Genomic DNA, 18946 nt, shown 5'->3' with positions numbered 1-18946 from the left:
CGACCCCGGTGGGCGTTCGTCGTCCGCCACCACGCCCCCGGAGGATCCGATTTCGGAGCAACCCACCTCGACGGCGGTGCCCGAGCCGCCCGCGAGCGAGAACCGGAAGAAGGTGCGGCCCGGTGACCGCATCTTCCAGAACCTGACCACCGGGGCCGGGATCTTCGTCGTCGCCCTGATCGGCCTGATCGGGATCTTCCTGCTCATCCAGGCGATCCCGGCGCTGCAGGCCGACAAGGCCAACTTCTTCTTCAACCACGGCTGGTCGACCAACGACCCGGCGAACATGTCGTTCGGCATCCTCGACCTCCTCGAGGTCACGGTGGCGACGTCGCTCGTGGCGCTGATCATCGCGATGCCGGTTTCGCTGGGCATCGCCCTGTTCCTGACGCAGTACGCGCCGAAGCGGCTCGCGAGGCCGTTCGCCTACGTCATCGACCTGCTCGCCGCGGTGCCGTCGATCATCTTCGGCCTCTGGGGCATCCTGGTCTTCGCCCCGGCGATCGAGCCGTTTTCGCAGTGGATCAACGACACCTTCTCGTGGTTCCCGCTGCTGGCGCCCGGCAACGTCGCGCCGAGCGTGCGCGGCACGATCTTCACCGCCGGCATCGTGCTGGCCGTGATGATCCTGCCGATCATCACCTCGCTCTCGCGCGAGGTGTTCGAGCGGACGCCGACCCCGCAGCTCGAGGGCGCACTGGCACTGGGCGCCACGCGCTGGGAAGTCATCCGCACCACGGTGCTCCCGTTCGGCAAGGCCGGGTACGTCGGCGCGTCCATGCTCGGTCTCGGCCGGGCCCTCGGCGAGACGATCGCGCTGGCCGTCATCCTTCTCATCCCGCAGGGCCGCAACTTCGACTGGAGCCTCTTCGACGGCGGTTCGACGTTCGCCTCGAAGATCGCCGCCAACTACAGCGAGTTCAACAACGAGATCTCGGCCGGCGCCTACATCGCGGCTGGCCTGGTGCTGTTCGTGCTCACGTTCCTCGTCAACTTCGCGGCGCGGTCCGTCATCGGCAAGAAGGGAGACCGAGCATGACCTCCACGCTCGAAGCCCCGGCCACGACTCCCGCGTTCCAGCAGGTCAGCCTGGCCCGCAAGGTCAAGAACGGCCTGGCGACCACGCTGGTCTGGCTGTCGTTCCTGATCGCCGTCGTCCCGCTGGTGTGGGTGCTGTACACGGTCGTCGCGAACGGCGTCAAGCGCATCCCGTACAGCAACTGGTGGTCGCAGGACCTGGGCAACTTCCTGTCCGACGAGGTCGGCGGCGGTGTCCTGCACGCCATCATCGGCAGCCTGCTGCAGGGTCTCGTCTGCGCGATCATCGCGGTGCCGATCGGCCTGCTCGTCGCGATCTACCTCGTCGAGTACGGCCGGGGCAAGCTCATGAAGGCCACCACTTTCATGGTCGATATCCTCTCCGGTGTCCCCTCGATCGTCGCCGCGCTGTTCATCTACGCGCTGTGGATCACCACGTTCGGCTTGCCGCGCAGCGGTTTCGCCGTGTCGCTGGCCCTGGTGCTGCTGATGATCCCGGTCGTCGTCCGCTCGTCGGAGGAGATGCTGCGGATCGTCCCGGACGATCTGCGCGAGGCCTCCTACGCGCTGGGCGTGCCGAAGTGGAAGACGATCGTGAAGATCGTGCTGCCGACGGCGTTGTCCGGCATCATCGGCGGCATCATGATGGCGCTCGCCCGCGTGATGGGCGAGACCGCGCCGCTGCTGGTCCTCGTCGGCTACTCCGCCTACACGAACTGGGACATCTTCAGCGGCGAGCAGGCGGCGCTCCCGCTGCTGATGAACAACGAGCGCGTCACCAACTCGATGGACCCCGGCTCGGTCGGCTTCGACCGGATCTGGGGCGCGGCCCTGACGCTGGTGCTCATCATCGCGATCATCAACCTCCTCGCCACCGTGTTCGCGCGCCTTGTCGCCCCGAAGAAGAAGTGAGCTGTAGCCATGGCAAAGCGAATCGACGTCAAGGACGTGGACATCTACTACGGCAAGTTCCACGCCGTCGACGGTGTCTCCCTGTCCGTGCCGCCCCGTAACGTCACCGCGTTCATCGGCCCGTCGGGCTGTGGCAAGTCGACGGTGCTGCGCACGCTGAACCGCATGCACGAGGTCATCCCCGGCGCCCGCGTCGAGGGCGACGTCCTGCTGGACGGCGAGAACATCTACGCCTCCGCCGTCGACCCGGTCCAGGTGCGCCGCACGATCGGCATGGTGTTCCAGCGCCCCAACCCGTTCCCGACGATGTCCATCCGGGACAACGTCGTCGCCGGGCTGAAGCTGGGCGGCACCAAGAACCGCAAGACGCTCGACGAGATCGGCGAGCGTGCCCTGCGCGGCGCCAACCTCTGGAACGAGGTCAAGGACCGCCTCAACAAGCCGGGCGGCGGCCTCTCGGGCGGGCAGCAGCAGCGCCTCTGCATCGCCCGCGCGATCGCGGTGCAGCCGGACGTGCTCCTGATGGACGAGCCGTGCTCGGCCCTGGACCCGATCTCGACCCTGGCGATCGAGGACCTGATCGGCGAGCTGAAGAAGGACTACACGATCGTCATCGTCACGCACAACATGCAGCAGGCAGCGCGGGTTTCCGACCAGACGGCGTTCTTCAACCTCGCCGGCGTCGGGCAGCCGGGCCGGCTGGTGGAGCTCAACGACACGGAGAAGATCTTCTCCAACCCGGACGAGAAGGCCACGGAAGATTACATTTCCGGCCGTTTCGGCTGAGTAGTCGTTGTCACGGAAGGCCTTTCTCGCCCGCGCTCGGGGCCGGCGAGAAAGGCCTTCTTCTTCGTCCGGGTATCTGTCCGAAGTGGATATTCGAAACCATGTGATACACAAAGAAAAAGGCCCCCGATCGGAGTCGGGGGCCTTCGTCGTACCGAGGCTCAGATGTCGTCGTCGGAACCGTAGCCCGGCATCTTGCCGGTGACCACGAAGATCATCCGCTTCGCGACCGACACCGCGTGGTCGGCGTAGCGTTCGTAGAAACGGCCCAGCAGGGTGACGTCGACCGCGGCGGCGACGCCGTGGGGCCACTCGCGGTCCATCAGTACGGTGAACAGGTGGCGGTGGATGTCGTCCACCTGGTCGTCGTCGGACTCGAGCGACTTCGCGGCCTCGACGTCCTTCGTCTTGATGACCACCTCGGTCTGCCGGGCCAGCTTGACCGCGACCTCGCCCATCTCGGCGAAGTACGGCCTCACGGCCTCGGGCAGCACCGGTTCGGGGTGCCGCCGCCGCGCCGCCTTCGCGACGTGCAGGGCCAGGTCGCCCATCCGCTCCAGGCTTTCCGCGGCGTGGATCGCCGCGAGCACGGTCCGCAGATCGGTCGCCACGGGCGCTTGCAGCGCGAGGAGGGCGTACGCTTGCTCCTCGCACAGAGCGCGGGCGTCGTCGACCTTCGCGTCGTCGCTGATCACCTGCTCGGCGAGACTGAGGTCGACCTCCAGGAGCGACCGCGTGGCGCGCTCCATGGCGTCGGCGACCTGGAGCGACATGGCCGCCAGGTTGTCGGCGAGCTGTTCGAGTTCGACATGGTAAGCCTCACGCATGGCCCAACCCTACGGCCAACCGTGGTCCGATACCGCATCGCCGGGTGAACCGCACGTGAACCCGGACTAACGATCCTCGCGCGTCAGCCCGTGCTGCTCGTGCTGCTCGTCTTCTTGCTGCTGCTCGACGTCTTCGAAGTGGTCTTGGACGACGACGACGACTTCGACGAGCTGCTGGGCGGCGGCTGCTCGCTCTGCGGGATCGGCGCGTTCGGGTCGGGCAGCGCGGTGTTGGTGCGCAGCGCGTCGAACAACGCCTTCGCCTTGCTGCGGACGAGGACCTCGTTGCCGCGGGTGTTGGGCAGCCCGACCGTCGGCACCGTGAGGAACGAGATCTTCGACTGGTCGAGGCCCTTCATCGACTGCGCGAGCGTCATCATCTGCTTGACGCCGAGGTTGTCGCCGAAGGTGGCCTTCGCGAACGCCGTGATGAAGTCGCTGAGCTTCCCGGGGTCGAGGACGACGTCGGACGACATGACCTTCTTCAGCAGCGCCCCGATGAACGCCTGCTGCCGCTTGATCCGGCCGTAGTCGGACGTCGGGTCGCCCTTGACGTGCCGCGCGCGGACGAAGTTCAGCGCCTGGTCACCGGAGATCGTCACGTCGCCGGTCTCCAGTAGCACCTTGCCGAGGATGGTGTCGTCGATCGGGATCTCGTTGTGGACGGTGACGCCGTGGACCGCGTCGACCATCTCCTTGAAGCCGTTGAAGTCGATCCCGACGAAGTGGTTGATCCGCAGCCCGGTGATCTGCTGGATCACCTTCGTGATGCAGGGCGGCCCGCCGACCGCGTACGCGGTGTTGAGCTTCGCGATCTTCTGGCCGGGGACCTTCTCGTCGGTGTCCTTGTTCTGCGCCGGGTCCCAGCGCTGGCAGTCGGGCCGGTCGATCTCGAGGTCGCGCGGGAACGACGTGACGACGACCCGCTGCCGGTCGGCCGGGATGTGCGCCACCATCACGGTGTCCGAGCGCGCGCCCGGCGTGCTGTCCGCTGTGCCGACGCCTTCTTCGGCCGCCGCGCCGTCGCGGGTGTCCGACCCGACCATGAGGAAGTTCTCGTCGTTGGCCTGCGCCGCGGCGTCCTGGATGTCGGACGAGTTCTCGTCGAGGGCCGAGATCTGCGTGAACTTCGCGTCGAAGTAGGTCTGGGCGCCCCACGCGCCGCCGACGCCGAGGAAGACGAGCGCCGCGACGACGGCGGCGGCGATCCGCCCGAACCGGCTCGCCTGCTCGTTCTTCCGCTGCTTCTTCTCCTGCAGCCGGGTCTGCGCGGCCAGCTCGGCGGCGTCCTGCTCGGGCTCGTCGTCGGCGATCGGGGTGACGACGCGCTGAAGCGCCGTGCGCGTGCTTTCGATCAGCGAAGCGGGCGAGAGCCGCTCACGGCGTTCGCGCCGCTTCGCCTCTTCGGCGTTTCCTTCGTCGTGCGCGGCCGAGAACCGGGCGAGGGTGTGGTCGATCTTGCGGCGGTACTGCGTCGCCTCGTCGATCGCTTCCATCTCGTCGGTCATCGTCAGCGGGTCGAGCTCGGCGCGCGACGGCACCGCGCCCACAGCGGGCGCGTCGGCCTGCGGGTGCCGGAGAGCGGTGGTGTCGGACGCCGCGGCGGGGCGCTGCGCGGGCGCGTCGGCCTGCGGGCGCCGCAGCGCGGTGGTGTCGCCGGTGGGGCGGGCGCGTCCCGGAGCCGACGATTCCTTGGCCGCGGCGCGCTTGGCCGCCGGTGAGTCGGCCGGCGGACGCCGCACGGGCGGGGTCTCCCCGGCGGGGCGGACACGTCCCGGAGCCGACGACTCGTTCGCGGCGGCGCGCTTCGCCGCCGGGCCGTCAGCGGGCTTCGGCGGGGCAGTTGGTGGCCGCTTCACCGGAAACGCGTCGGGCGCCGGGGGGCGCTGGAGCGCCGGCGCGTCCGGCCGCGGCGGCACGGCGCCGTCCGGAGCGGGCGCGGGGCGGCGGAGCCGGCGGGGCGGCTGTTGCGCGGCCGACGTCTGCTGCTGACCCGGGTTCGTGGCCGGCGGGCGGCGCTGGAGCGGGGCCTCGGGCTGCGGGGCGGCGGTCGAGCGGCGGGGCTGCCGCGGCCGCGGGGGGCCCGGTTGACGCGTGGCGTCCGCGGGTGCCGGGTTGTCGGCGGCGGGCTGCCCAGGTCGCGGCGCACGCGCCCGGGGCGGCTGCGCGGCCCGGGGCGGGACGGCGGGCTCGGCCCCGTGCGCGCGGTGTCCCGGCTGGTCAGTGCGGTCCTGCTGATCACGCGGCGGGACGGGCCGGACACCGGTGGTCTTGGCGACGACGTCCGAAACGCTGATCCCGCCCTGGTCCTCCATGGACCTGCGTCTGCCGCTTCGGGGTCGCGCTGGGCCATCGACGCGGCGACCGGTTCCCGGGCTGTCGTGCTCGTCCGGCACTCGGTCTCCTTTCGCGCGATCGCAGGGCGGCTCTTCGACTAGGCCGTCTTCCCCCGCCAGAGGTGATCGTTCCCCCGGAGGTTTTCGTTATCGTACGGATACCCCCCGTTCGTGACGACACCCTCCCGGAATTTTCTTCACCTTGAGTCGACGAACGGCCGCTTGGCGTCGACAAACGGGTGAAGACGCCTTTACTCAATCCGGGGTAATCCGAAGTTTACGTTACTCTGAGTGGGTTATTAACCGAGTGGTTTGCGCGTCGTGATAGGCGACTTTGTTCCGCCCGGCACGTTTCGCGGCGTAAAGCAAGGTGTCCGCGCACCGAAGCTGGCGCTCCGGACTGGGCTCCGCGTCCGGCTCGGTCACGCAGTCGTGCGCGAGCCCGGCGCTGATCGTCACGCGCAGTCCCGGCTGGAGTTCTGACCACGGGTGACGGGCGACGCGCACCCGGGCGGCGTCGACGATGCGGACGGCGGCCCCGACGTCGACGCCGGGCAGCCACAGCACGAACTCCTCGCCGCCGTACCGGGCGCAGAAGCCGTCTTCGGGCAGCTCCTCCTGGAGGAGGTCGGCCACCCGGCGGAGGACGCGGTCGCCGACGAGGTGACCGTACGTGTCGTTGACGCGCTTGAAGCGGTCGAGATCGATCAGCGCGATGGCCAGCGGCGGCCGCGGCCGGGCCGGGTGCCAGCCGGTGACCGGCCCGTAGAGGCGCTCGTCGAGGTACCGGCGGTTGTAGCTCGACGTCAGCGCGTCGCGCAGGCTGCCGTCGCGGGCGATGTCCAGCGCGGAGCGCAGGTGCTGGTAAGCGCGGCGCCAGTCGCCCTGGGTCGCCAGCAGGCTCGCGACGGCCTCGTGGAGGCGGAGCAGGTCCGGCGGCCGGGGTCCGCCGGGCCGGCGCAGCGCGCCTTCGTCCTCGGCGACCATGCCCACCTCCACCACGCATTGGTTGTCGTCGTAGAGGTGCCCGCGCTTGAGGTGTGGGTACGGACGAAAGTGAATTTCGCTCAAACGGGAGGTCGCCGGTGACTCAGCGGAGTCGGGCCGTCAGAGGTCCGAGAACGGCTTGATGTCCTTGAGCTGCGCATACTGGTCCTTGGCCCAGTAACTCACATTAGCCGTCTTGTCGGTCAGCAACTCCGTGTAGTCGTTCCAGGAGATCCAGCGCCAGCCGTCGACCTCGGCGGGGTTCGGCGCGGGCTCGGTGTCGGTCCAGGCGGCGAACACCGGGCAGAACTCGTTTTCGACGATGCCCTCGAACGGCGGCGTCCGGTACCGGTACTTCGGCAGCACGCAGTGCAGGCCGGACAGCGACGGCAGCCCGATCTCGTAGGCGGCGCGGCGGCGGACGGCGTCCTCGAGGGACTCGCCGGGCGCGGGGTGCCCGCAGACGCTGTTGGTCCAGACTCCGGGCCAGACCTTCTTCTCGTGGGCGCGCTGGGTGATCAGCAGGGCCTGGTCGCTGCGACGCAGGACGTAGCAGGAGAACGCCAGGTGCAGCCGGGTGTGCTCGTGGTGGCTGGCCAGCTTGGGCCCGGTCTCGCCGGTGGGCACGCCGTCTTCGGTGACGAAGACGACGCGCTCGGTCTCGGTTTCGGTCGCGGTATCCACGCGCCCCAGTAGACACGACGGCCGCGGGTGTCTCGTACCGCGAGGCGGGTGGCTGCGGTGATCACGGCAGGGTGATGGGCGGCTACCGCGCGTCGAGGTGCTCGACGAGCAGCGTCGTGACGGACTCCGGCGCCTCCTCGGGCGCCCAGTGCGTGACGTCCTCGAGCATCTCGAACCGGTAGGGCCCGGTGACCCAGTTGCCGGTGTCGAGCGCGGCGGTCGAGCCGAACGAGACGTCCTCGGTGCTCCAGATGTAGAGCGTCGGCAGGTCGATCTTGCCGATCTTCCCGCCGGGCCGGCCCGCGCGGTACCAGTTGAGGGCGGCGGTGAGCGCCCCCGGCTCGGACAGCCGCCGGATGTACTCGTCGACCTTGCTCGGCGACACCCGCCGCTCGAACATGTCCCGCAGCGCCCGGCCGTCGTTCTCGAGCATCCGCCGCTCGGTGACGCGCGTCTGCCGCCACTCGGTCATGTACTGGGTCCGCAGGTACTGGTCCTCGTCGGCCTTCATCGCGGCGGAGAGCGCGGCGGGGTGCGGCGTCGAGACGACGGCCAGGCTGCGCAGCCGTTCGGGATGCGCGTCGGCGGTCCACCAGGCGACGGCCCCGCCCCAGTCGTGCCCGACGAGGTCGAACTTCCCCCACCCGAGCCGGTCGGCGATCGCGATCACGTCCCCGACGAGGTGATCGATCCGGTAGTCGGCGGCCGGTTCGGGCCGCACCCCGGGCGAATACCCCCGCTGGTCGGGCGCGACGGCCCGGTAGCCGAGCACCCCGAGGGTCGCGACCTGGTGCTCCCACTCGACGGCGGCTTCGGGGAAACCGTGCAACAGCATCACGGGCCGCCCGTCTTCGGGCCCAGCGGCAATGGCGTCGAAGGAACCGGCTTCGGTGGTGACGCTGATGTGGTCGATCACAAGCCCAAATCTACTTCGGCCACGGTGGACACGACCACGGCACTGCCCGGTCCCAGCAGCTCGGCCCCGACGGGTTCGATGTGGGTGCTCACCTCGACGCGCAGCCCGGCGTGCCCGGCGAGCGGCCGCAGGTCCAGCACACCCGACCCGGTCACCCGCAACTCCTCGAGTTCGTAGAGATCGGCCAGCGGCGCCAAGCCGGGCACGGTGCGGAGCGCCCGCAGCCGCAATGTCCGCAGCCGGCCTAACCCGGACAGCATCGACAGGTCGGTCAGCTCGACCCCGGTGAGATCGAGCAGCCGCAGTTCGGTCAGCTCGCCGATCGGCGCCAGGTCGACGGCCGGGCAGGCGATCAGGCGCAACCGGCTCAGCCGGTCGGCCCACCGGCGCAGCAGCGACACGTCCTTGAGCGCCTGACAGCCCTGGAAGCTGAGGGAAACCGGCGCGGTCAGGAACGCCAGCGGCGTCAGGTCGGTCAGCCGGAAGACGTTGCCGAGCGACAGCGATCGCAGGCCGGTCAGCGCCGTGAGGTCGGCCAGGCGCGCCGGGTCGTCGATCCAGCTCAGCTGGAGGTCCTTCAGCCGGGGCAGGCTCGCCAGCGCCGCCCACCCGTGGGTTTCGATCCGGGCCTCGATCGAAGTCAGGCCACGCACCTCGGCGAGCGGGGCGAGGTCGATCGACTGCGGGAGCGGCGGTCCGGTCAGCGCGAGCTGCTTCAGGCCCGTGCCGGCCAGCGCGGGCAGGTCGTACCCGGCGAGGTCGGAGATCCAGAGCACCTTCAGCCGGGGGAGGTCACGAACGAAGTCCAGCCGGCCGTAGCCGTCGCCGAACTCGCACCGCAGCCCCACGAGCCGGCGCAAGTGCTTCAGGTTCGCCGACATCGCCGGTTCGCGCACGCTGACAAACCCGTCCACCAGCGGGGACTCCGCGAGCACCCGCTCGGCGTACTCCTCGGGATCGAACTTGTCCCACGCCGCAATCAGCGTCGAGGCGACGTTCGGATCCGCACTTCCGGCGTACCGGGCGAGGAGATCGAGGGCTGCGGCGCCACCGATGATCGCGACCGCGTTCAGCAGGAACGGCACCTCGGCGGGTTCGGGTTCGCAGGTGGCCAGGAGGTCGAGGACGAACTCGCCGGCTGCCGCCAGTGCCGCCGCCTCCTCGTGGGACTTCGGCGGGATCAGGGTGCTCGCGCGGTCCTCGATCTCGTTGCGCAGCCGCTCGTTCAGCTCCGGCGACGTCTCCAGGCAAGCCAGCGCCACCAGGTCGAGCTGCAGCCGCTGCGCCTCGTCGGCGTCCCAGGTGAGCACGCCGTCCAGCAGGAGTTCGCGTTGCCGGGGATGGGCGTGACCCGCCGCCATCACGACGACCTCGCGCCACTCGTCCAGGTGCGCGTTGGCGATCAGGATGCCGATGTCGTCCTCTTCAACGGCCGCCTGGGCCGCCAGGTACTCCTGGAACGTCCGGTGCACGAAGTCGATCCGGCCCGGGACCGGCTCGCGCAGTACGCCGCCGCGGTCGAGGAGGTGGCGGAACACCGTGCGCGGGGTGACGTCGATCTGCCCCATCGACCGCAGCTTCGCCGCGATGCGCGCCTCGGCGTCGGCGATCGAGGTGTCCGTGTGGCCGTTGCGCACCAGCCAATAAGCGATGTGCCGCAACAGAACCAGCTTCTCCGTCAGGGAGAGCCGGATCGGCGACTCGATCCGCCGCTCGACGTCGCGGCTGTCGAGCAGCATGCGCAACGCGACCTCGTACAGCTCCATCCGGTTGTCCGGCAGCTGCCCGTTGCCCTCGTGGTGCAACGCGCAGAGCAGCGCGCACAGCAACGGGTTCTCGGCGAGCCGCCGCAACGCACTGCGCGCGCCGATGGCCGTGATCAGGGCGTCACGGCGGTCGTCGAGGGGATCGCCGGGCATGGCCGCGTGCCAGCGGGTGACGAACGTCCGGACGTCGCGCGGGGTCATCGGCTGGAGCCGGACCTCGGTGAAACCCTCGCTGTGCAGCCAGTCGGGAGCCACCGCGGCCGGGCGGGTGGTGACGATGTACCGGGCCCGCGGGAACGCGACGACGAGTTCGCGGAGCCAGTCCCGCACCTCGCGGCGGCGGTCGTCCGGCAGCTCGTCGAGGCCGTCGACGAGCAGCACGGCCCGGCCGCGGCGTAGCCGCTCCTGCACCCAGCCTCGGGGCATCTCGTCGGCGATGTGCCGGCCGACCTCGTCGAGGAACTGCTCCGGCGCCGGCAGTCGGGACCGGCTGAACCGCCGCAGCCGCACCAGGAACGGCTCCAGGCCGGCCCAGCCTTCGACGTCCTGCAGGCTCCGGCTCGCGCACTGGACGGCCAGCCACTGCAGCAGCGTCGTCTTCCCGGAACCGGCCTCGCCGCGCAGCAGGATCCGCGACGTGTGCGGCAGGACGTGCTCGATCCGGTCGCCGGACACGCCGTCCTGGTCGGCGCTGACACTCAGGCTCAGGTAGGCGACCGACAGTGGGTACAGGCGCGTCGCGTCGGCCAAGCCCGCGCCGAACAACGCCATCCGGTCGAGCGCCGTCACGACCTGGCGGCGGAAGTCCGCGGCGAAGTCGTCCGGGTGCCGGCGTTCGGGGAGCGCGGCCAGCACGTTGCGGACCGTCTCGAGGATCTCCGTTTCCCGCTGGAGGATCTCGACGAGCGCGCCCGGCTGGAACCGGGGCAGCGTGCTCGTGACCTGCACCAGGTACGCGCAGCACTCCCGGAGGACGCGCTGGTACAGCTCCACCGCGTCGGCCGACAGCAGGAACTCGCGCGGGACGCCGGGGACGGTCCGGAGCAGCGAGCGGTACAGGAACGCGGCGTCGAGGTCGGTCGCGAACAGGTCGTCGTCGGTCAGCGCGGCACGGTCGAACGTCTCGCGCGCGGCGTCCACCGCGGCGGCCCGCTCGTGCTCCGGCAGCGCGCGGAACTCGACGTCGAGGAACGGTAGGAGGCGGTCGGCCACCCGCGACTCGAGGTTCGTGAACAGGAGCCGCAGCTTGCGGCGGTCGTTGAGCCCGGTGACCTGCTTCTCCAGCAGGTCGAAGACCTTGGCCGTGGCGTCGGCGGCGATCGGGCGGTCGCCGAGCCAGATCTTCGCCGCGGCCTTCACGACCGCCGTGGTCAACGCGATCGCCGAGGCTTCGAGGCTCACCTGTCGAGCCTAGCCGAGCACCTCCTCCGACGTGGCCACCTTCACCAGCGGCCCGTAGAGGCGCAGGATGTCGAGCGTCTTCGCGTGGCTCTCGTCGTCCACCCCCGCGCACGCGTCCGAGACGACTGTGACCGCGACGCCCGCGTCCGCCGCCGCCAAGGCCGTCGACAACACACAGCAGTCCGTCGACACCCCCGCCAGCACCAGGCGCGCGCCGCCCACTCTGGTCGCCAGGCGTGGGGTCCACTTGCCGAACGTGGTCGCGTCCACAGTGGACATCGGCTGGAACTCGGGGATCACTTGGTACAACAGCGACTCCGGTGGTTGCAACGCGAACGGCCACTGCGCGTAGTACTGCTTCCACGCGCCTTCCGGGCGGGCAGGCGCGATGAACCGGGTGAACACGACGTCGTCGCCGAACGCCTTCACCAGGCGGTGGATTCGCGGGACCACCTCGGCGAAGCGCGGGGTGAACCACTCGCTCGCCGGGTCGGCGAAGATGTTCTGCAGGTCGATGACCGCCAGGATCGACTTCACGCTGCCTCCTGGGCGCGGATCCGCCGTTTTGTCGCCAGCGTGACGGCGAACCCGAGCACCAGCGCCACCAGCACGCCGAGGTTGGCGAACGCCCACGAGCCGTCGCGGCCGCCGAGGCCGAACGGTTCCAGCAGGTAACCCTGCCAGTTCAGCCAGCCCGCGGACGTGTTCGTCACCAGGCCCCAGCCGAGCGCCGTCGCGACCACGATCAGCGCGATCGGGCCGAGCCGGACGTCTCCGTAGCGCCCCGCCCGGTCGAACAGGTCCTGCTCGGCGTAGTCGCGGCGGCGCAGCAGGACGTCCGCCAGCATCACGCCGCACCAGGCCGCGACCGGGACGCCCAGCGTGACCAGGAAACCCTGGAACTGCCCGAGGAAGCCGTCGCTGAAGAAGACGATGTAGATCGTGCCGAGCACCATGAGCACGCCGTCGACGAGCGCCGCGATCGGCCGCGGCACGCGCAGGCCGGCCGAGAGCAGCGCCAGCCCGGAGGAGTAGATGTCCAGCACCGCGCCGCCGACCAGGCCCAGCACCGCGACGATCGCGAACGGCACCAGGAACCACAGCGGCAGCAACGTCGTCAGCGCGCCGATCGGGTCGAGGCCGATCGCTTTGCTCAGCTCCGTCGACGACCCGGCCAGCAGCAGCCCGAACACCAGCAGCACCAGCGGCGCGACCGACGCGCCGAACGTCGTCCAGCCGATCACGCCACGCCCGGACGCCGACCGCGGCAGGTAGCGCGAGTAGTCCGCGGCCGCGTTGACCCAGCCGAGGCCGAAGCCGGTCATCAGGAACACCAGCGCGCCGATCCACTGCTGCGCGGAGCCCGACGGCAGCGCGCTGACCGCGTCCCAGTGGACGTCACCCACCACGAGGATCACGTAGACGATCGTGAGCACGCCGGTGATCCAGGTGATCCACGTCTGCAGCTTCATGATGGCGTCGAACCCGAGCACGCCGGCGCCGACGATCAGCACCGCGACCACGACCAGCGCGATCACGCTCGCCGCCGTGCCGTCACCCCAGCCGAGCCGTTTGACGACGGTTCCCGTGGCCAGCGTCGCCAGCGCGGTGAGCACGGTTTCCCAGCCCACGGTGAGGATCCACGAGATCGCCGACGGCAGCCGGTTGCCGCGGACGCCGAAGGCCGCGCGCGAGAGCAGCATCGTCGGCGCGGACCCGCGTTTGCCCGCGATCGCGACGAACCCGCACAGCAGGAACGAGAAGACGATCCCGACGACGCCGGCGACCAGCGCCTGCCAGAACGAGATGCCGAACGCGAGCGTGAACGAGCCGTAGCTCAGCCCGAGCACCGAGACGTTCGCGCCGAACCACGGCCAGAACAGCCCGCGCGGGCTGCCGCGGCGCTCGGCGTCGTCGATCACGTCGAGGCCGTTGGTCTCCACCTTGAGCTTGCGTTCGGTAGTGGTCATGGCTCGTTCCTGGTCAGTAGGCGGTCGATCGCCGCCCGGTCCGGCGCGGTGGCCGGACCCCGGCGGGTCACCGAAAGCGCGGCCGCCGCGTTGGCGCGTACGGCGGCGTCGAGGAGGGTACTGCCGCGCAGCAGCTCCGCGGCCAGCACGCCGCAATGGGTGTCGCCCGCGCCGTTGGTGTCCACGGCGTCCACGGGGAAGCCCGGGACGTCCGCGGTCCGGCCGTTTTCGTGGACGCGGCAACCCTTCGCGCCGTCGCGGACGATGGCAACCGAGGGCAGCTCGCCGAGGACCTCGGCTTCGCACGCGTTGCAGCTGAGAATGTCTACTATGGACAGTGTGTCACGGAGGGCTCCAAGATCAAGCTCGGCGATGAGTGGGCCGGGGTCGAACAGAATCCTCGAGCCGGGCAAGTGAGGCAGCCAAGCGAAGAGAGCAGTTCGATTGATCTCGTGCAACAGACTGTACCCGGTGACGTAGACGACGTCGTCACTCTTTGGGTGGACATGATCGAGGAGTGCGGAGTACAGCCGTCCTTCGGCGCCGGTGCCGGTCGCGAAGGTGCGCTCACCGGTCGCGTCGACGAGCGCGACGACGACGCCGGTGTCCAGGTCCGGCGTCGGCTCGTGGGCCACCTCGATGCCTTCGTGCGCAAGGGCTTCGCGGGCGAGGTCGCCGAAGGCGCCGGTGCCGTGGCTGCCCGCGTACAGCACGCGGGCGCCGGAGCGCGCGGCCGCGGACATGACGTTGAAACCGCCGCCTGGCAGCAAGTTCGTCGAAGACGCCAGGACGTCGCCGCCCGGCGGTGGCAGCGTGGGCACCGCCATGACCAGATCGATCACGACCTGTCCGGTGTGCACCAGCCGCCCGGTCACCGCGCGCGCCGTCTCAGCGTGAGGAGCTCGTCCACCAGCGGGCCGAGGTCGAGGTGGTTCACGGCGCGGACGGTCTCGGCGAGGTCCGCCGGGATGGCGTCGACGCCGTGCGCGGCGCCGAGCATGGCCCCGCAGATCGCCGCGACGGTGTCGGTGTCGCCGCCCAGCCCGGCGGCTAGGCGCAGCGCCGCGGCGGGGTCGTCGCCCATGGCTTCGGCCAGCGCGAAAGCGGCCACGACGGACTCCTGCGACGCGACCGACGTCCCGATCACCTCGGCGACCGCGTCGGCGACGGCGTCGTGCGTCATGCCCCGCACCCAGCCGCGCGCCCAGTGGATCCGGGCGGCGATCTCGCCGCCGGCCGCCCAGTGCCCGCGGTCCCCGCCGACGACGGCCGCGCGCTCGCCGGCGTCGAGCGCTTCGGCCAGGCTCGCACCGTCGACCCCGGCGGAGACGGCGGCCGCGACCGCCGCCGCGGCGGCGATGCCGAGACTGGTGTTGTGGGTGACGCGCGCGGTCGCGACGACCGCGTCGACCAGGGCGTGCAGGTTCCCCGACGGTGTCGCGATGCCGACCGGCGTGACGCGCATGGCGGCGCCGTTGGTGGTCCCGGTGCGGCCGGCTTCGTCGGCCGGGACGCCGTCCTGGAGGCGGGAGAGCGCGCGCTTCGTCGACGGGCCGAGCAGGTCCGCGGAGCCGCGGCGGACCATGTCCGCCTCCCAGATCAGCAGGGCGTCGGCGAAGACCCGCGGCTCGACGGTGCCGCGGCCGTCGATGAGCAGCCGGGCCAGCAGGATGGCCTGCTCGGTGTCGTCGGTGATCGAGCCTGCGGGCATCGACGGCGCGACCGGCTGCTCGGCGACGGCGGTGAGCAGCCCGGTGACCGGCCCGTAGGCGGCGGCGATGGCGGCGCGGGACATGGACTGCGTCGGCATCCCCAGCGCGTCGCCGACGGCGAGCCCGGTGAACGCGCCGAGCGCCCGGTCCCGCGCGGTCACCGGTGTCCGAAGGTGAGGTGGAACTGGAACCGATCGGGGTCCAGGAGGCTGACGACGCGTTCGACGAGCCGGCCCTCGACGTCGACCGAGGTGCGCTCGGCGCGGAGGAAGAGCTCACCGATGGCGCGGCCGAGGAGTCCGGCGGCGCAGGCGTCAAGCCGTTCGGTGCTGATCCACTGGTCCCCGCCGGTGGAGACCCGCCCGGCGGCTTCGAGCGTCTTGGTCAGGGAGTCGTCCCGGAGACCGGTTTCGGGGAGTTCGGCCAGCGGCCCGATCGCGGGCACGGTCGCCGTCTCGAGGGAGATCCCGCGCCCGTGTTCCCGCCGCACCCGCCGGACGGCGACGTAGCTGTCCAGCCCGAATTCCTCTTGCAGGGCTTGATCTTCGACGGCTTCGATGCCGAGCAGCTCGGTGGTGACGGGCGCCCCGGCGTCGGCCAGCGCGCGGGCCCAGCCGAGCCGCTGGTCGAGCTGGACGCCGTCGAAGGTGACGAACGAGCCGACGCCGGCCTGGGTGGAGATGAGCTCGAGCTGCTGCAGTTCGGAGAGCGCGCTGCGGACGGTGCCGCGGCTGACCTGGTACTGCAGCGCGAGCTGGTTCTCGCCGGGCAGCCGATCGCCGTGGGCCAGCCGCCCGGACCGGATCAGGTCGGAGAGATCGCCGACCAGCTGCTCCCGCTTGGTGTACATGTACACACCTGTACACCCGTGGTTTCCGCAGGTCAAGCGGCGACGAGCGCGCGGTCGTCCGTCTTGGCCTCGTTCGCGACCATCTCGCCGGCCTCGGCGCTCATCGCCCCGGCCACGACCATGATCAGCGCGAAGGAACCGATGAACAGGACCGTGCTCAGCCACACCATGGTCTCGACGGGCAGCGTGAAGGCACCGACGACCCGAGCCGCGCTCTCCAGCATGAAGCCGATACCCCAGACGAAGCTGGCGCGACGCAGGACCGTCTCGAACCGGCGGTTGCCGGTGAGGCGCTCCCAGGCGCCTTCGTGGTCGGCCTTGCCGTGGGTGAGGAACGGGCGCAGCGCCTTGGTCATGATCGGCTGCGCGCTGAACGCGGAGATCAGGATGACGAGCCCGGTGATCCCGCTGCCGATCGAGTCCTTGGCGATCATCATCCGCGCATCCCCGGCGACGAAGGTCAGCAGCATCCCGACGACGTTGGTCACCAGCACGACCAGCGCGAGGCCGTTGAGCGTCCGGTCCTTGGCGAACTGGTAGAGCGTCCGCGCCAGGGGCACGATCCCGCTGAGGGCGAGCGACAGGAAGACACTGGCGCCGAGCGAGTGGAGCCCGTAGTAAACGCCGGTCGGCAGGGCGATCTCGATGGCGAGCGTCTTGAGGAGCGAGGCGGGAGCGCTGGAGTTCGTCATGGGAAGAGCTTGTCGCGGCGGAGGGCATGGGAAGGATGCCGTCCGCCACGACTTCGGGCTGACAGATGTCATGGTCGCTCAGGCCATGGGTAACCGATCCGGCTCAGCCGCCGGAGTGCATGTCTTCCGTCTCCGGGACGCAGTCGTCGTCCGGGTCGTTCAGCCAGCCGTGCGGCAGTGTGACCTTGCCCGGGGAGCCCTGGCGGCCGCGGGGGCCGTCGGCGTTGGCGGGGAACGGGGCGTCGTGGTCCAGCTTGCCGATCAGGTCGTCCAGTTCGGGGAGACCCGACACCATCGCGAACCCGCGGCGCAGTTCCGCGCCGACCGGGAAGTTCATGAAGTACCAGGCCATGTGCTTGCGCAGGTCGCGCAGGGCCTTGGTCTCGCCGTCGTGCTGGATGAGCAGCTCGGCGTGGCGGCGCAGGACGCGGGAGACCTCGCCCAGCGTCGGCGGGGTCGGCAGCGGGCGGCCCGCGAAGGCCGCTTCCAGCTCGCCGAACAGCCACGGGCGGCCGAGGCAGCCGCGGCCGACGACCACGCCGTCGCAACCGGTCTCCGAGACCATGCGCAGGGCGTCGGCGGCGGAGAAGATGTCGCCATTGCCCAGCACCGGGATGGTCGTGACGGCTTCCTTGAGCGCCGTGATCTTCGTCCAGTCGGCCTGGCCCGAGTAGCGCTGCGCGGCGGTGCGCGCGTGGAGGCTGACGGCCGCCGCGCCTTCGGCTTCCGCGATGCGGCCGGCGTCGAGGTAGGTCAGATGGTCGTCGTCGATGCCGACGCGGAACTTCACCGTGAAGGGGACGTCGCCGGCCGCGGCCGCGGACTCGCGCACGATGTCGGCGAACAGCTTCCGCTTGAACGGCAGCGCCGCCCCGCCGCCCTTGCGCGTCACCTTCGCGACCGGGCAGCCGAAGTTGGAGTCGATGTGGTCGGCGAGACCCTCGCCGACGATGATCCGGACGGCTTCGGCCATGGTCTTCGGGTCGACGCCGTAGAGCTGCATGGACCGGGGCTTTTCGTGGGCCCCGAAGGTCATCATGTGCATGGTCCCGGGGTGCCGTTCGACGACGGCCCGCGCGGTGATCATCTCGCACACGTAGATCCCCGCGCCGTACTCGGCGCACAGCTGCCGGAAGGCGACGTTGGTGATCCCGGCCATGGGTGCGAGCACGACCGGCGGATCGACCTCGTACGGGCCGATCTTCAGGGCGGGCTTGCTCAGGGTGGCGGTCACGTCCTCCATTGTCGCTTGTGGGGTCGGTCACGTCGACCAGGGGCCGGAAGCGCCGCGCGCCTTCACGCGGCAGACCCGTTCCACTACTCTGGGTGCGATCTTCGTCACCGGAACACGGGATGGTCGTGCTGCCGGACCCAATGCGCCGGTCGGGGTGGATCCGAGCCGGGCGAGCATTGCCCGGATGTATCGTCGCCGGCGTCGTCGCCCGCAAGCCCTGACCCGCGCTACTCCGCGGCGAGCGCCTGCGCCGCGCGGAGGAACGCCGCCCGGTCGGCCGCGGGCAGCCGCGCCAGCAACCGTTCTTCCTTGGCCTGGATCCGGTCCTGCGCGGCCCGCCGCCGCTCCCGGCCCGCCTCGGTGATCGCCAGCAGGCGGACGCGGCGGTCGGCCGGGTCCGGCTCGCGGCTGATCAGCCCCGCGTCCTGCAGCTCGTCGAGCGTGCCGATGATCCGCGTCTTGTCGGCGCCGATCGCCTGGGCGAGCGCCGCCTGGGTGCGCACCGGGCTGTCGTCGAGCGCGCTGAGCACGACGTAACCCCACATGCTCAGCCGGTGCTCCTCGAGCACCGGCGTCTCCAGCGCGACCAGGCTGCGCACCAGTCCGCCGAGCATCGCCGCGAGATCCGGTCGCTCCGCCATGCGCTGACCCTAAGCAGGTTGCCAGAAGTTGTGTCCGTAACTCGCCGAAGTTGATGTCTCCGCAACGTGAAGAGCCTCGTCAGGTTGGATTGGGTTACCACACTCAACACGACCCGACGAGGCCTTCACCAGTATGCGCCCAGCGCATGTCTACGCCAACCTGACCCCAGCCCAGCACGACGATCTGATCACCG

General features: G+C 70.5%; 17 protein-coding genes. 3 read left to right on the top strand and 14 right to left on the bottom strand.

Features of this window, described 5'->3' with window-relative positions; translation table 11 throughout:
• The first annotated feature begins 112 nt into the window (after positions 1-112).
• The 3 genes from pstC to pstB are packed head-to-tail and all read left to right on the top strand — an operon-like array spanning position 113 to position 2736.
• The gene (gene pstC / locus ACLJQZ_RS44015) at positions 113-1039 is read left to right on the top strand and encodes a phosphate ABC transporter permease subunit PstC (protein ID WP_410627277.1); all 927 of its coding nucleotides are present in this window, start codon (positions 113-115) and stop codon (positions 1037-1039) included.
• Positions 1036-1950 (top strand): phosphate ABC transporter permease PstA, encoded by a 915-nt coding sequence (gene pstA / locus ACLJQZ_RS44010; RefSeq protein ID WP_410627199.1) that lies wholly within the window; start codon positions 1036-1038, stop codon positions 1948-1950. The genes pstC and pstA overlap by 4 nt, the downstream gene beginning before the upstream one ends.
• Positions 1951-1959: 9 nt before the next feature.
• The gene (pstB, locus tag ACLJQZ_RS44005; protein WP_247059102.1) at positions 1960-2736 is read left to right on the top strand and encodes a phosphate ABC transporter ATP-binding protein PstB; all 777 of its coding nucleotides are present in this window, start codon (positions 1960-1962) and stop codon (positions 2734-2736) included.
• Between the two features lie 161 nt (positions 2737-2897).
• On the opposite strand, the gene phoU is transcribed toward pstB, so the two are convergent.
• The 14 genes from phoU to ACLJQZ_RS43935 form a co-directional block, all read right to left on the bottom strand.
• The gene (gene phoU, locus ACLJQZ_RS44000; RefSeq protein WP_410627197.1) at positions 2898-3563 is read right to left on the bottom strand and encodes a phosphate signaling complex protein PhoU; all 666 of its coding nucleotides are present in this window, start codon (positions 3561-3563) and stop codon (positions 2898-2900) included.
• 83 nt (positions 3564-3646) lie between these two features.
• A complete protein-coding gene (locus ACLJQZ_RS43995; protein ID WP_410627276.1) occupies positions 3647-5104 on the bottom strand; it encodes an LCP family protein in 1458 nt (485 codons plus the stop codon).
• A 1077-nt stretch (positions 5105-6181) separates the two neighbouring features.
• On the bottom strand, positions 6182-6886 hold the full coding sequence (locus ACLJQZ_RS43990) for a GGDEF domain-containing protein (RefSeq protein WP_410627195.1): 705 nt from the start codon (positions 6884-6886) through the stop codon (positions 6182-6184).
• A gap of 120 nt (positions 6887-7006) precedes the next feature.
• Positions 7007-7570 (bottom strand): isopentenyl-diphosphate Delta-isomerase, encoded by a 564-nt coding sequence (gene idi / locus ACLJQZ_RS43985; protein ID WP_410627193.1) that lies wholly within the window; start codon positions 7568-7570, stop codon positions 7007-7009.
• 82 nt (positions 7571-7652) lie between these two features.
• Positions 7653-8486, bottom strand: coding sequence for an alpha/beta hydrolase (locus ACLJQZ_RS43980; RefSeq protein WP_326956668.1), 834 nt, complete (start codon positions 8484-8486; stop codon positions 7653-7655).
• Positions 8483-11653 carry an NACHT domain-containing protein gene (locus ACLJQZ_RS43975; protein ID WP_410627191.1) on the bottom strand — a complete coding sequence of 1057 codons (3171 nt, stop codon included), beginning with the start codon at positions 11651-11653 and terminating at the stop codon, positions 8483-8485. Before ACLJQZ_RS43975 ends, ACLJQZ_RS43980 begins: the two co-directional genes overlap by 4 nt.
• 9 nt (positions 11654-11662) lie before the next feature.
• Positions 11663-12190 (bottom strand): cysteine hydrolase family protein, encoded by a 528-nt coding sequence (locus ACLJQZ_RS43970; RefSeq protein WP_410627189.1) that lies wholly within the window; start codon positions 12188-12190, stop codon positions 11663-11665.
• Positions 12187-13623 carry a purine-cytosine permease family protein gene (locus tag ACLJQZ_RS43965; RefSeq protein ID WP_410627187.1) on the bottom strand — a complete coding sequence of 479 codons (1437 nt, stop codon included), beginning with the start codon at positions 13621-13623 and terminating at the stop codon, positions 12187-12189. The genes ACLJQZ_RS43970 and ACLJQZ_RS43965 overlap by 4 nt, the downstream gene beginning before the upstream one ends.
• The gene (locus ACLJQZ_RS43960; RefSeq protein WP_410627185.1) at positions 13620-14498 is read right to left on the bottom strand and encodes a PfkB family carbohydrate kinase; all 879 of its coding nucleotides are present in this window, start codon (positions 14496-14498) and stop codon (positions 13620-13622) included. The genes ACLJQZ_RS43965 and ACLJQZ_RS43960 overlap by 4 nt, the downstream gene beginning before the upstream one ends.
• Entirely contained in the window at positions 14495-15496 is a 1002-nt protein-coding gene (locus tag ACLJQZ_RS43955; protein WP_410627183.1) for an ADP-ribosylglycohydrolase family protein, read from the bottom strand. Before ACLJQZ_RS43955 ends, ACLJQZ_RS43960 begins: the two co-directional genes overlap by 4 nt.
• A complete protein-coding gene (locus ACLJQZ_RS43950; protein WP_410627181.1) occupies positions 15493-16185 on the bottom strand; it encodes a GntR family transcriptional regulator in 693 nt (230 codons plus the stop codon). Before ACLJQZ_RS43950 ends, ACLJQZ_RS43955 begins: the two co-directional genes overlap by 4 nt.
• A gap of 32 nt (positions 16186-16217) precedes the next feature.
• On the bottom strand, positions 16218-16877 hold the full coding sequence (locus tag ACLJQZ_RS43945) for a VC0807 family protein (protein ID WP_410627179.1): 660 nt from the start codon (positions 16875-16877) through the stop codon (positions 16218-16220).
• A gap of 103 nt (positions 16878-16980) precedes the next feature.
• Positions 16981-18120, bottom strand: a complete 1140-nt coding sequence (gene dusB / locus ACLJQZ_RS43940; protein ID WP_410627178.1) for a tRNA dihydrouridine synthase DusB — start codon at positions 18118-18120, stop codon at positions 16981-16983.
• A 218-nt stretch (positions 18121-18338) separates the two neighbouring features.
• Entirely contained in the window at positions 18339-18752 is a 414-nt protein-coding gene (locus ACLJQZ_RS43935) for a MarR family winged helix-turn-helix transcriptional regulator (protein ID WP_410627176.1), read from the bottom strand.
• Between the last annotated feature and the right edge of the window lie 194 nt (positions 18753-18946).

Source organism: Amycolatopsis sp. cmx-8-4, assembly GCF_046548675.1.
Lineage (GTDB): Bacteria > Actinomycetota > Actinomycetes > Mycobacteriales > Pseudonocardiaceae > Amycolatopsis.
Note: the sequence above shows the minus strand (reverse complement) of the source record. Positions and strands in the feature narration are given on the sequence as shown.